Below are 14,016 nucleotides of genomic sequence, written 5' to 3'. Positions count from 1 at the left end.
GGGAAGGATGCTCAGTTCACACCCTTCATCCCATCATCAGGATTTCTTTTTCGGCTTCCGCGTGTCAGGCAGTCCATCCTCCAGGTTCAGCCCGATGGTCTCGCCGATCTTCTGCAACGCTGGAAGCTGAACGGCCATGTCCATGATAGAGTCCAGCGCCTGATTGACCACAGGCTTATCCCCGCCATGTGAACCGCCACCCGACTGAGAGCCAAACCCACCAGAAAGATGGTTGATGCTGATACCATTGATTTTTTCAGCGGGCTTAACCATTTCACTGACGATTTTCGGCATCGCTTCAAGACGTGCTTTTTCCAACTCCATGGCAACCAGTTCACTCGACCGAGCATTCTCGGCTTCCAGACGTGCCCTGATGGTTTCTGCTTTCGCAAGTTCGACAGCCTTGATCGCTTCGTTCTCGACTTGCATCGCCTCGGCCTTGTCTTTCGCGGTCGCTTTCTCGGATTTCGCCTTGATTTCAGCGCGGCGGGCCACAGCTTCGGCTTCGGCCTGTGCTGCGATCAGTGACAGGGTCTGACGACGTTCTGCCTCGGCGGTGGCTTTGGCGGTTTCCACGGCCTCAGCTGCTTTGACAGCATTAGCGCGCGCAGTATCCGCCGCTGCTCCCGCCTTGCTTTCTTCCTGGCTCTTCGCTGCAATCGCAATCTGGCGATCCTGCTCTGCAATAGTCAGAGCCTGTTCGCGGGCAATCTCGGCGGCTTGGATCTGTCTTTCCATTTCGATCCGCGCAGAGGCCGCAGATTGTTCGCTTTCAGCCTTACGCCGGGCGATCTCGGCCAGTTGGGCGGCAGAAAGTGTTTCAATCTCTTGCTGCTGAGCAATCTCGGCGCGGCGTTCTTCAAGGTCGATTTCTAGACGGCGACGGGCCGCTTCCATCGCAGCCTTGCGAACCGACACCTCTGCGTCAGCATCAATCTCGGCGCGTTCCTTCTTGGAATTGGCGATCACCTCGGCCAGTTTGCGCATCCCAACCGCGTTGAACGCGTTGTTCTCGTCCAAAGAGGCGAAGGGCGTCTGGTCAAGCGCCGTAAGCGACACGCTATCCAGTTCAAGACCGTAACGCGACAGCACGTCTTTCAACGACTCGCGAACCTCGGCGACAAAGGCCGCGCGGTTCTCGTGCAGCTCATCCATCGTCATGCGCGCCGCGACAGAGCGAAGCGCATCGATCATCATCCCATCGACCAGCGACCGCAGTTGATCCGACTGGAACGTGCGCTTGCCAAGGGTCTGGGCGGCGCGTGCGATGGCGTCTTCTTCCGGCGCGACCGAGACATAGAACTCTGCCCCGACATCGACACGCATCCTGTCCTTGGTGATCAGGGAGGAGTCGCCCTTTCGTGCAACATCCAGCCGTAGGGTCTGCATGTTCACACGAGAAATCTCGTGGAAATAGGGAACGGCCAATGTGCCGCCGTCCTTTATCACCTTGCGCCCCCCGACGCCGGTCCGAACGAGGCTGACCTCATTTGTGGCGCGTTCATAGAACCACGCTACGACCGCGACGAAGGCCGCGATGATGACTAGAAGAAGAATGACCCAGGCAAGTACGCTCATTTTCTTACCCTTTCCTTATGAGAAGCCGTGCATGTCGCACAGGATGTTCGACGCCATTCCGCCGTCGGTGTGAATGTTTGTGCCGCGCAACCAACTGGTCATGTCCGACAACAGAAAGGCCACGACGGGCGCAATATCTTCCGGTGTACCGGGGCGGTCCATGACGCGGGCATCTTCCTCGGCGCGGGCGCCCAAGGTTTCGAGGAAGTCCTGAAGGATCGGAGTGTCCACTGGCCCCGGGCTGACCGCATTCATGCGAATGCCGCGGTCGCGCCAGGTCCATCGGTTCTGCATGGTCCAGACGACCAATGCTTCTTTGGAGAAGAAATAAGACCGTCCACCTTCGTTGCCGACACTCCATTTAGCGATGAAGTCCTTTATGCCGGCGTAGCCAAGATTTTCCGAAGCCTTGATAGCCTCGACAGATTGCTGCCAGCCGAACCCGGCAAGCGAGGCAAGGTTCACGATCGAGGCACCGTCATTCAGTTTGTCGATCATGAGTTCGGTGAAGTGCTTCAGCCCGACAAGGTTCACCGCCAACACCTTTTCCGCCGGTGCTGTCGGTGGCAGACCCGCGACATTCGCAATCCCGTCGATGCCCGAGGGAAGAACGTCTACCAGTGCTTCGATGGTTGGACCGTCGCTAAGATCAGCGCGGTAGAACTCTTCCACATGATCAAAGCTTTTGTTGAGGTCGACACCCAGAACGGTCGCCCCTTGTGCAGTCAGCAAGCGGGCGGTTTCCTTGCCGATCCCCGAGGCCGATCCCGTGACGACGATTTTCTTACCTGCCAGCAGGTTTTGAACAGACATGTCTAATCCCTAAAATACCGGCGGATAAGGGCGACCGCCCCTGTCCATCGTGATCCAGCGTGTTTCGGTAAAGGTCTCCATTGACCAACGCCCGCCGTGACGCCCAACGCCCGAGGCTTTCGAGCCACCGAAGGGCACATGCGGCTCGTCATTCACAGAGCTACAGTTGATGTGACACATCCCAGTTTGCAGAGAACGGGCCATTTCAAGCGCACGCTCTTCGTCGGCAGTGATAATGCCCGACGACAACCCATATTCTGTGTCGTTGGCAATCGCGATGGCCTCTTCGTCGGTCGAGAATGGGATGACTGGCACTACAGGGCCGAAAGTCTCATCCTGATAGACCTTCATGTCGGGGGTGACCCCGGTCAGGATTGTGGGCTCGACAAAACGATCTTTGATGCCACCGCCGACCACAACTTTGGCCCCTCTTGCGAGAGCATCTTCTATCTGGCTTTTCACTCGGGCCACTTGCCGATCGTTGATCAGCGGACCGATAACATTGCCTTTGTCCGAAGTGTTCCCAACCGGAAGCTTGCGGGCGCGCTCAGCAAAACGGCGCAGGAATTCCGGGTAGATGCTTTCATGTACCAGAACTTTTTCGACGCTCATGCAGATCTGACCCTGATGCATGAAACTGCCAAAATTGGCAGCCTGTGTGGCGCGTTCCAAATCCGCATCGGCGCGGACAATCAGGCTGTCCTTCCCGCCCAGTTCGACACAGCACTTTTTAAGATGCGCACCGCACTTAGCCGCGATAGTGCGCCCTACCGGGGTCGAGCCTGTGAACGACACCCCTTTGACCAACGGGTTTTCGATCAACTCGTCGCCAACCACCTGAACGTTGTCGCGCGAGCAGACTACGACATTGAAAACACCGGCTGGCAGGCCTGCTTCTTCGGCTACTTCCGCGAAGAACAAACCGCCGCAATAGGGTGTATCCTCTGAAGGTTTCAGCACGATTGTATTGCCCGCCGCCAATGGAAAGGCGAGCCCGCGCGACGACAGAATGCCGGGGAAATTCCATGGGGAAATGATGGTCACCACCCCCATCGGCGAACGCACCGCGGTCGAAAACTTACCGGTTTCCGAAGGCATCACTTCACCAATTGGGTTGAAGCACGCAGCGGCCGCTGCCCGGAAAACTTCCGGCACGTAGCCGGCCTCGAACATTCCCTTGCCGAACCAGCCGCCACCTTCGCCCTGCATCGCGGTCACGAAATCGGGGATGCGACGTTCCCAGATGTCGGCCATCTTCAGCAGATAATGTGCCCGCTCGCTGAATTTCAGCGAAGACCAGCCCTCAAAGGCCGCCTGCCCGGCATCAATCGCTGCACGAACTTCAGCGATTCCGGCATCTGGCACGGTCGCCCATGTGCTGCCGTCTGACGGGTTTGAGTCGACGAATGTTCCAGTTCCCTGAACCCATTGGCCGCCAATGTAATGTCCCTTGATAACGGGACCAGATGTAGCCCTATCCAGCATGACTTTCTCCTTTAGTCCCTTTCAAATTCGTTGCTGCCTTCGCGACGGCGATAAACTTCGACGCGTGGCGCGCGGTAAACTTCGACCACGACAGGCTTTTTGGGTTCTTTCGGCACCGGCACTTCCGGGCTTTGCATGCGTACAGGCTGCAAACGCCGCTTCTGTCGCGCTCCGGCTGCCGCTGTCTCGATCTCCGCAATCATTGTCTTTAGGCGCGCCTCATGGCTGCCCGCTGTTGACGAGGCCTTTGGTCGCGATAGCGTGGGCGCAGACTTAACCGAAGCTGACGCCACGAGCGCATCGACCGACTGCCCAAGAAGGTCATCGGCGTTACGGCGCGGCACTACGCGCTGTCTGAACGGTTGTCTGGTGACAACGTCGGCAATGACCGCGTCTTCGGCGGATTTCTCTGCCGAACCCTTTTTCGCGGCTCCGGACGCCGTCCCGCCCGCGCCAAGATAGGCTTTCTGAACAGCCGGATCACTGGCCAGTTTCTGGGCACTGTCCTCGTGTACGATATGGGCGTTTTCTAGCAGATAGCCCCGATCAGCGATGGCCAGGCTTTGCTTTGCGTTCTGCTCGACCAGAAGTATCCCGATGCCAGCCTTACGCACCTCTGTCAGGCTCTGGAACAGCTCTTTGCAAAGCAGGGGAGACAGACCCAAAGAGGGCTCGTCCAGCATCAGGATCTGCGGGTTGCTCATCATTGCTCGGCCGATGGCAACCATCTGTTGCTCGCCGCCCGACATTGTGCGGGCGATTTGGTTCTGCCGTTCGCCAAGTTTGGGAAATAGGCTCATCACCCGTTCAAGGTTTGCGGCCTCGTCGTCTCGGGCGCGGTTGGCATAGGCCCCCAGCACCAGATTTTCCCGGACGGTCAGGTCACCAAATATCCCGCGACCCTCTGGAACAAGCGCGACACCGCCTTCGACAATACGATCTGAAGAAAGGCCAAGAATGGGGTGCCCATCAACGACAACATCACCGGAATGCTGCCCTTCGCAAATGCCGCTGATGGCGCGCAGAAGTGTTGACTTACCAGCGCCGTTGGCCCCAAGGATCACAACGATTTCGCCCTTGTCGATCTTGATAGACACGTTTTCCAGCGCGCGGTGCTGGCCATAAGCGACAGAGAGATTTCTGACCTCAAGCATCGTCATCTCCCAGGTAAGCGCGGATCACTTCGGGGTCGGACAAGACGACATCAGGCGAACCTTCTGCGATCTTCACCCCCGACGACATTACAACGCAGCGGTCGCAAAGCGAGCGAATTGCATCCATGACATGTTCAACCAGAATGACGGTACGGCCTTCCTTGCGAAGGTCATGAATAAGCTCGATACCGGTTTCCAACTCTGTTGGATTAAGGCCCGCAAGCCATTCATCCAAAAGCAAAATTTCAGGATCACCCGCCAGAACGCGCGCAAGTTCGACGCGTTTCTGATCGATATAAGTAAGCGAGGACACGGGGGCATAGCTCATCGCGTCCATACCAACGCGCTCAAGCATCCGATGGGCGTGATCCTCTGCTTCGCGCCCCCAACGCTTGCGATGCCCGAAAACGGCACCGGCAATGACGTTTTCCAGAACCGAAAGTGACGGTAGAAGGCGAACAAGCTGGAATGTGCGCCCCACCCCGCGACGGGTAATCTCTTGCGCAGGCAGGTCTGAGATCCGTGATCCCATCATCGAAATGGAACCAGAAGTTGGTTTGAACGTGCCAGAGATCATGTTCATCATGGTCGTCTTGCCCGAGCCGTTCGGACCGATGATGCCGACCATCTCGTGCTCGCCCACGCTGAATTCCATGTTGTCGACGGCGACAAGACCACCGAACCGCTTGGTGACACCGTTCACTGAAAGAGCAGAACCGCTATAACGCATCAGTGGCCTCCTTGACGGATTTTGACCGCCACCTGCTCTAGGCGTCCGACGATGCCGTTAGGCAAAACGAAGACGATCAGCAGGAAGATCAGGCCGATAAACATCGTGGTCTGATTGGGGAACTGCAACGAGACGTATTCCCAGACCAAAGTGAAAGGAATGACCCCAACGATTGGGCCCCAAAGCCGCCCTGCCCCACCTAGCAATGCCATGATCACAACCATGAAGCTAAGCTCTGGCGAGAACACCTGGTTCGGCTCGATATAACTGTAGCGCGGTGCAATCACGGCACCGACCAATGCACCGAAAAAGCCCGTCGTCATGAATAGAACGATTTTGGCGGTGGCAGTATTGATGCCAACATGGCGCGCGACGGTCTCATCATTGCCGATAATTCGCAGCGCGAAACCAAGGCGCGACCGATTGATATACCAACCAAGGAAATAGGCGGCCGCGGCCAGGACCAAAAGCATCCAATAGATATGCGCTTCTGTGAAATCGGTCAGGACATACAGCCCGCGCGAGCCAAGAAAGTTGTTTTGAACCCAGCTCACAAGGTTCCGGATCATCTCGGCCAGACCAAGTGTGAAGATCACAAAATAGACACCAGACAACCGCAGAGTCGCGGCCCCGATCAGTCCGGCCAAGATCGTTGCGACCAGCGCAGAAATTCCAGCCATCAGCCAGAAACTCATCTGGTAATCGCTCATGCCAGTGGCAACGAGGTACCCCCCAATGCCGAAGAAAGCGCCTGAGGCCAGCGAGATGTAATGCGTCGGACCAGAGAACATCACCCAGCTAGTGCATAGCGCGATATACATCATCGCCGTCACCGAGATCGACAGCCAATAGTTGTTGAACACCAGCGGCACGAAGCCAGCCAGAATGGCCAGGCAGGCGGCAATGGCCAGCTCTTTAAAACCGCTGCGGCTCATGCGGTACGCCTCCCGAACAGGCCCTGCGGACGGAACAGCAGGATAAGAAGAAAGATGAAGTAGGCGGAGGCAAGCGTCAGACCGGGGTCGACCAAGGTTGCGACGGCAGTTTCCACGATACCAAGGATGATCGCCGCCACGATGGTACCTCGAACATCACCGACCCCGCCCATGATAACGATGATCAGGGCCTTCATGGTGAAGATCACCCCGACAGAGGCATCCAAAGTGTAGAAGGTCGAGATCAAGCTGCCACCCATCGATGTCACCGCGCCACCAAGCGCAAAGGCAAGCGCGGACATCTTCGGCACGTCGATCCCAACAAGGCCTGCAGCTTCGGTGCTGACCGATACAGCACGTACGGCCACCCCAGTTCGTGTTCTGTTAAGCCAAAGGTACAAAGAACCGCCGATCACGACGGCTAGCAAAAAGGCCGCTAGACGGTTCAGCGAAGATGTGGAGCCGAGGATCGAGATAGTCTCGGAAAGGTATTTGTAGGCGAAAAAGCCCCCTTCAATGGACACCATGATGCCGACGATAAAGAAGCTCATCCCAAAGGTGGCGAGGATCGAGTCGACCTCTAGCTGACCTTGGTTTTTTGACCGCTTCACAAGCGGCACAAGCAAAAAGCGATAAATCAGCCAGTTGCCGATGAAAGCGATTGGTCCGACCATCACGACAGTCAGCAAGGGGCTGACCTGCGCGTTTATGTAAAGCCAGAAGGCTGCCAATGCGCCCAGAACCAGCATCTCGCCATTGGCAAGGTTCATGATCCTGGCAACGCCGTATTGCAGGTTCAAACCCAACGCCATTAGGGCGTAGGTGCCAGCCAGCAGCAGTCCTGAAACTAGGATGTCCATGCGTCTTTTCCGGTGTTCAAAGGTCTCCCGGCGCGGCTAAGCGCCGAGAGAGTATTGCTTTCAGATCACTTCCAGCCGTCTTTCAGGCGTACGTCGACAGCACCGTCGACATTGACGCCTTTGACGCCCCGGAACACACCGTCCTGCCATTGGCCAACGGTCCAGAATTTTTCAGAGAAGTTGTTCTCGAAATCCAAAGTGCCCATGATCGTGTCAAAGCTGTTGTCCTTGATGTACTGGGTCACAGTGTTCCGGTCCAAAGTGCCTGCACCTTCGATCGCCTGACCAAGAACTTCCAAAGCAGCATAGGTATTGGCTGAGGCCCAGAAGTCAGGTGTCGCACCGGTCACCTCTTCATGCGCCTGACGATAAGCCGCGATTTTGGGGTCGTCGACGTTCGTACCGCCTGCGCCCAGAACGTTGTCGATCTTGGACCCGTAGGCTCCGAAGAACGCCGGGAAAGAGGTCGCAACGGCCGAGTAGTAGATCGACACGTCAAGATCTTCGATGATCGCTTGTTCTGCCAGACCAAAGCTGTCCGGCGGATAGGACCAAGCGATGAACGCATCCGCGGCCGAGGCCTTGGCGCCTTTCATAACAGGCGACAGGTCCGGAGTGCCAAGCGGGTACGACTTGTCGTAAACCAGCTCAAACCCGGCATCGGTAAAGGCTTGGCGGGCCACATCGGCCAGTTCGATTCCGAATGCGTCAGCAACGTTCACCATAGCGACTTTGTTGCCAATGTTGCCGGCATCGCGTTGCTCAACCAGGATATCACGTACGGCTTCTACGAAAGCGGTCGTAGTGCCGAGGGTGAAGAACAGGTTGGGGAAACGTTCTGCCAGTTCGTCGACCTTGTCAGTGATCGCCGAAACCGCAACCATCGGATAACCGGACTTACCGTAGATCGGCGCCGCAGCGATGTTGAAGCCAGTGCCATAAGGCGCGACGATGAAGTGTACGTTGTCTTGGTTAATCAAACGGTTAGCGGCCTTGATATGCTCACCCGGGTTGGTTTTGTCGTCATATTCAACCAGCTCGACCTTCATCTGGGTCCCGCCGACGTTCAGACCGCCACGTTCGTTAACCTCGTGGATCCAAAGCTGGACGTTTGGTGTCTGGGTGACTTTCTCACCGCCCGCCAAAGGCCCTGTTTTGTGGGCAACGATACCCAGTTTCAAGGTATCCTCGGCCAGTGCCACTTGTGGCAGTGCCAAGGCCAGCGCCGCGGCTGCGGCAAGTTTTAGGTTTGTTCTGCGTTTCATTACATTCTCCCGTTGTCTTTCTGCAGATTGGCCGAGCCGCTGTTCCGCGCCTTCGGCAGAGTAATCACAAGAAATGCTCGCCCTCTTTTTCGTGAATTCCGATCCAGCGGAGTTCGGTAAACTCGTCGATGGACTCGACGCCACCTAGTTTTCCGTAACCGCTTGCTCTTAGGCCTCCGAAGGGCATCCTTGGATCGTCGTAAACCGTTGGCCCGTTGATTTGACACACGCCGCATTCAAGCTGCGCGGCGACCTTCTGCGCACGCGCGATGTCTTCGCTGAAAACAGACGCGGCAAGTGCATAGTCGGTGTCATTGGCCACGGTGATGGCTTCGTCCTCGCTGCGAACACGGATTATCGACAACACCGGACCAAAGCTTTCTTCGTGATAAATACGCATCGAACTGTCGACGTGATCCAAAACCGCGGGTTCCATTGTGGACTTTGAAATCGCCCCACCGGTCAGAAGCTGCGCCCCTTTGGAAACCGCGTCTTCGATCAGGTTGCCCGCACGAATGGCGGCGTCCGCTGAAATCATCGGGCCCACGTTCACGCGTTGAGTATTAGGGTCACCAACGCTTAGCTCACTGGTGCGTTGGACAAGCTTTTCGGCGAAGTCATCCGCCAACTGATCGTCGATGATCACACGCTCTGTCGACATGCAGATCTGGCCTTGATTGAAAAAGGCACCGAAAACGGCGGCATTAACAGCCCGGTCGGTATCAGCGTCGTTCAGTACGATGACGCCCGCCTTGCCGCTAAGTTCCAGAACCACGGGCTTCAGATGGCGTGCACAGGTTTCGGCCACGTGACGACCGACCCGGGTGGACCCTGTGAAGTTCACCCGCCGAACGGCGGCGTGTGCGATGATGGCCTCGGTTACTTCAGAGGCAAGATCGGGTGCATTGGTCACCAGATTGGCGGCGCCAGGAACGGCCCCTGCCTCGTTAATCGCCTCTATGACCATCGAATGGGTTTTCGGGCATCTCTCGGACGCCTTCAGAACAACTGTGTTTCCAACCGCAAGCGGGATTGCCACCGCACGGGTCGCCAGAACGATCGGCGCGTTCCAAGGGGCAATTCCAAGAACAACCCCGGCCGGTTGGCGTACCAGATATGAGGACACATGCGGGTCCCCGCCCTCGCGCACGACATGACGCTCATATCCACATTGGGACGCGGCGTGCCGCAAAACGTTGGCGGCGATTTTGCAATTGAAGCGCGCCCATGCCTCGGTCGAACCCGTTTCGCTGGCCATGACGGCCACGAAATCATCTGCGCGAGCTTCGATCGTATCGGCCGCCTTGCTAAGAACCGCTGCGCGTTCCTCATCAGGTGTCACTGACCATGCCGGGAACGCGGCCGCAGCTGCGTTGGCCGCATTTTTAGCGTCCCGAACTGTCGCGGCAGCAGCGACTGTTGATGGGCCTTCCAAAGTGGAAGACATCAACTGATAAGTCGACTTATCACGCGCATCGACCTTCTTACCGCCAACGATCAACTGTGCTTCATACATCTTGAAGCAACATCCCGTTGAACAGATTCCGACACGTCGAAATATGCATATGATTTGTGCGGTTCATGCAGACCGTTCCTCCCGTCATATATTGAAACGAGCAAAACGCTCGCAAATACATGTATATTTATGGAATTTGATTGTATATTTTCGGAAAAAATCAGCGTTTGTATCTAGAAAGCCGACAAATTTGCTAAGAGCCGAAAAAATCGAGCCGACGATTCGAGAACGAGTTTGGTCGACATCGCCGTCTGAAAGTGAACGCCATTGGACCGGGGCATTGCTCGTTTCCGGAACGGCGCACATCGAAGACGCGCACGAGACTTTGGCACTTGCCCCCGTGTCCATTTTCCTCGCGCCGGTGGACAAGGAAAGAACCTTTCGCATCCAGGCGGGGGGCGAAGCGGTGATCTGCACCATCCCAGAGCAAGTCGTGCTGACATCTATTGGCCGGGGTCCAGATTCCGCCGACATTCGCCGAGTGTTGGAACGCCCTGCCGTCAGTCAATTGCTCGACAAAGGTGGCATGGTTGAGCAGGCAGAAAGAGCCTTTGACACAATTCAGACAGAGGCGCGCCAAGAGGCACCCGGCCAGCAGACGATGATTGAGGCCAGCCTGAAAATGATTTTCGGGATGCTACTGCGCAATATCCCCGAAACGGTTATGCCACAGCACGTATCGGACAGAGGAAGCAATTTGCTTCTGCGGTTCCGGCAGTTGCTGGAAAACCGCTTTCGTGACCGTTGGACCGTTGCCCAATACGCATCTGAACTGGGCATAAGCCCGGACAGATTGCACGACCTTTGCACAGAGAAATTGAGCAAATCACCAAGCGTCCTGATTAGGGACCGTACGATCTACGAAGCGCAAATGATGCTGGCGCGCTCTTCGATCTCTATCAAGGAAATCTCTGACAGGCTTGGTTTTCGTGATCCCGCGCACTTCAGTAAGTATTTCAAATCCGCAAGCGCTGAGTCTCCGCGTATGTTCAGGGACAATCTTGCCCAGCAATTGCAGCAGAAAGAGACGCCTGCCTTGAACTTTGCGGACTGGCCCTAGACCGTCAGGGAAATTCCACTTGAGAAGGAAACCACCGGACCGCCAATTCGCGGATATCCGCGCCGCGAACGAGAATCTTGATTCTCGTTTTATGGCACCCCTAAGGGATGGGCTTAGGCATCGCAGGACGCTAAACAGCGCCCTGCCCAATCAAAGTCGAGTTATTCAAACGCGACCATTTTCAGACCTTCACTTTTTCCATTTTCGGGTCATACAACGGCGCAACACTCACATCGGCCGGAACTCGCACGGTCGCGACCTCCAATTCGTACTTGCCTGACAAAACATAGTCGCGATCAATCGGCGTTTCGCTGCGCACATAGCCCATACCGATGGATTTTCCGATGGTATGACCAAAGCCCGCCGAGCTTAGCCAGCCACAGCGTTTTCCATTTCGGTAGATTGTTTCCCGGCCCGACAGGATCACATCCGGGTCCGTTGTAAAGGTTGCCATGATCTTCTTGATGCCGTCCTTACGTTGCTTGGCCACGGCGTCACGACCCCGGAACGGGATATTTGACTTCATCTTGACGGCCCAGCCAAGACCAGCTTCGTCCGGCGTGTGATCAGGTCCGATGTCTGACCCCCAAGCGCGATACCCTTTCTCTAGCCTTAGGGTTTCGATCGCGCGGTAACCTGCATTGCGCAGACCAAGCGGCGCCCCTGCAGTATGAAGCGCGTCATAGACAGTTTGCGCATATTCCGCGGGCAAGTGCAGCTCCCAGCCGAGTTCACCGACATAGGTGATCCTCATCGCAAGAACAGGACATCCGGCGATCCCGATGCGATGCGCACGACCAAACGGGTGGCTCCCATCGGAAACATCGTCATTGGTGACAGCTTGAAGGATGTCGCGCGCCTTCGGTCCAAACAGCGAAAGAACAGCGTTCGACGAGGTCACGTCCACAAGTTCTGCATTCATCCCCTGGGGAATGTTGCGCTTGATCCAGTCAAAGTCATGGGTGGCATACCCCGTGCCGGTCACGATGTAATATTCGTCTTCTCGCGTGCGCACACATGTCAGGTCGCACTCGATGCCACCATGATCGTTCAGCATCTGGGTATAGATGATCGAGCCGACCGGTTTGTCGACACGATTGGAAGCAATATACTGTAACGCCGCTTCGGCATCCGGTCCGGTGAGAATGAATTTCGCGAAGGATGTCTGATCGAACAGAACCGCAGACTCTCGCGCAGCGGTGTGTTCCCGGCCGACCGGACCATGCCAGTTGGGACGCTCGAAGGTGTAAATATCACGGGCCTCTTCCCCGGCCTCAGCAAACCAATTGGGACGTTCCCAACCAAGTTTTTCGCCGAAAACCGCACCGGATTCCTTTAGGGTTGAGTAGAGAGGAGAACGCCGACAGGGCCGCCCACTCTGATGCTCTTCCGAGGGCCACGCCATGGTGTAGTGCTTGCCATAGGCTTCAAGCGTTCGCGCGCGAACCCAATCCGTATCGGTATGCGGCCGGCCAAAGCGACGAATGTCGACTGGCCAAAGATCATAGGGCGGCGCGCCTTTCGCCACCCACTCTGCCAGTGCCATGCCTGCACCACCGCCAGATGCGATACCAAAAGCGTTGAACCCCGCGCCGATAAAGACGTTGGCCATTTCTGGCGCCTCGCCCAGAATGAAATTGCCATCTGGCGTAAAGCTTTCAGGTCCGTTCAAAAGCTGTTTAACGCCTGCATCGGCCAGCTTGGGCACCCGCGGCAGGGCAAGTTCGACGAGTTGTTCGAAATGGTCAAAGTTGGATTCCAGTAGCTGGAAATCGAAGGGATCGGGAATCCCTTTTTCGGCCCAGGGAATGCCGTTGGGCTCGTAGCCGCCCATAACCAACCCGCCGACTTCTTCCTTGTAATAGGTCAGCCGGTCAGGGTCGCGCAGGGTCGGCAAATCGGAAGGCACGCCGAAAGGCTCTGTGATCATGTATTGGTGTTCGACCGATACCAAAGGCACGGTCACGCCGATCGTTGCCGCCAGATCGCGCGTCCATTGACCACAGCACAAGACCAGTTTCTCACAGCTCACGTCCCCCTGAGGCGTGCGCACACCGACAAGCTTGCCTTTCTCGGTCAAAATCTCGGTAACCGGGCAATTCTCAACCAACTTCGCCCCGCCGTTACGCGCACCACGCGCCAAGGCTTGCGTGATGTCCGATGGGCTGGCCTGACCATCTGTCGGCAGGAAAGCCGCGCCGACAATGTCGGAGATATCCATCAGCGGCCAAAGATCTTGTGCCTCCTGTGGAGTCAGAAGCTGCATGTCCAGACCAAAGGAATGGGCCGTGGTGGCTTGGCGTTTGACTTCGGTCCAGCGCTCTTGGTTACAGGCCAGTCGCAGGCCACCGTTCATCTTCCAGCCTGTTGCCAAGCCGGTTTCTTCCTCAAGTCGATTGTACAGTTCGATCGAATACCCAAGTAGCTGTGTGACATTGGCATTCGAGCGCAACTGCCCTACCAGCCCGGCGGCGTGCCAAGTTGATCCAGAGGTCAGTCCAGCCTTCTCCAGCAGCAGCACCTCGTGGCCCATCTGAGCCAAGTGATAGGCGGTCGAACAGCCGATGATACCGCCGCCGATAATGATGATTTTCGAAGAAGAAGGCAGGCTCATGTCACT

At 56.6% G+C, this 14,016-nt stretch carries 11 protein-coding genes; 1 reads left to right on the top strand and 10 read right to left on the bottom strand.

The genetic code is table 11. From position 1 onward, the window contains the following. Positions 1-36: 36 nt before the first annotated feature. From CLM58_RS12770 to CLM58_RS12730, 9 genes are all read right to left on the bottom strand, one after another. Positions 37-1,578 carry a flotillin family protein gene (locus tag CLM58_RS12770; RefSeq protein WP_095596286.1) on the bottom strand — a complete coding sequence of 514 codons (1,542 nt, stop codon included), beginning with the start codon at positions 1,576-1,578 and terminating at the stop codon, positions 37-39. A 15-nt stretch (positions 1,579-1,593) separates the two neighbouring features. Beyond that, complete coding sequence (locus CLM58_RS12765) at positions 1,594-2,391, bottom strand: coniferyl-alcohol dehydrogenase (RefSeq protein ID WP_095596285.1); 798 nt, start codon at positions 2,389-2,391, stop codon at positions 1,594-1,596. Positions 2,392-2,400: 9 nt separating this feature from the next. Then, positions 2,401-3,876 carry an aldehyde dehydrogenase family protein gene (locus CLM58_RS12760; protein WP_095596284.1) on the bottom strand — a complete coding sequence of 492 codons (1,476 nt, stop codon included), beginning with the start codon at positions 3,874-3,876 and terminating at the stop codon, positions 2,401-2,403. 11 nt (positions 3,877-3,887) lie between these two features. Further along, positions 3,888-5,030, bottom strand: coding sequence for an ABC transporter ATP-binding protein (locus tag CLM58_RS12755; protein WP_095597097.1), 1,143 nt, complete (start codon positions 5,028-5,030; stop codon positions 3,888-3,890). Then, positions 5,023-5,760, bottom strand: a complete 738-nt coding sequence (locus CLM58_RS12750) for an ABC transporter ATP-binding protein (RefSeq protein ID WP_095596283.1) — start codon at positions 5,758-5,760, stop codon at positions 5,023-5,025. The genes CLM58_RS12755 and CLM58_RS12750 overlap by 8 nt, the downstream gene beginning before the upstream one ends. Beyond that, positions 5,760-6,695 carry a branched-chain amino acid ABC transporter permease gene (locus CLM58_RS12745; protein ID WP_095596282.1) on the bottom strand — a complete coding sequence of 312 codons (936 nt, stop codon included), beginning with the start codon at positions 6,693-6,695 and terminating at the stop codon, positions 5,760-5,762. Before CLM58_RS12745 ends, CLM58_RS12750 begins: the two co-directional genes overlap by 1 nt. Further along, positions 6,692-7,555, bottom strand: a complete 864-nt coding sequence (locus CLM58_RS12740) for a branched-chain amino acid ABC transporter permease (RefSeq protein ID WP_095596281.1) — start codon at positions 7,553-7,555, stop codon at positions 6,692-6,694. Before CLM58_RS12740 ends, CLM58_RS12745 begins: the two co-directional genes overlap by 4 nt. A gap of 65 nt (positions 7,556-7,620) precedes the next feature. Beyond that, on the bottom strand, positions 7,621-8,820 hold the full coding sequence (locus CLM58_RS12735; RefSeq protein WP_095596280.1) for an amino acid ABC transporter substrate-binding protein: 1,200 nt from the start codon (positions 8,818-8,820) through the stop codon (positions 7,621-7,623). A gap of 64 nt (positions 8,821-8,884) precedes the next feature. Further along, positions 8,885-10,336 (bottom strand): aldehyde dehydrogenase family protein, encoded by a 1,452-nt coding sequence (locus CLM58_RS12730; protein WP_095596279.1) that lies wholly within the window; start codon positions 10,334-10,336, stop codon positions 8,885-8,887. 43 nt (positions 10,337-10,379) lie between these two features. Here CLM58_RS12730 and CLM58_RS12725 point away from each other — a divergent pair, with 43 nt between their 5' ends. Continuing rightward, a complete protein-coding gene (locus tag CLM58_RS12725) occupies positions 10,380-11,396 on the top strand; it encodes an AraC family transcriptional regulator (RefSeq protein ID WP_095596278.1) in 1,017 nt (338 codons plus the stop codon). A 181-nt stretch (positions 11,397-11,577) separates the two neighbouring features. On the opposite strand, the gene CLM58_RS12720 is transcribed toward CLM58_RS12725, so the two are convergent. Next, positions 11,578-14,010, bottom strand: coding sequence for a GcvT family protein (locus tag CLM58_RS12720; RefSeq protein WP_095596277.1), 2,433 nt, complete (start codon positions 14,008-14,010; stop codon positions 11,578-11,580). Positions 14,011-14,016: the final 6 nt, after the last annotated feature.

Origin of the sequence: Actibacterium pelagium, assembly GCF_002285415.1 — a bacterium.
GTDB lineage: Bacteria > Pseudomonadota > Alphaproteobacteria > Rhodobacterales > Rhodobacteraceae > Actibacterium_B > Actibacterium_B pelagium.
This window is presented reverse-complemented; position numbering and strand designations above follow the sequence as displayed.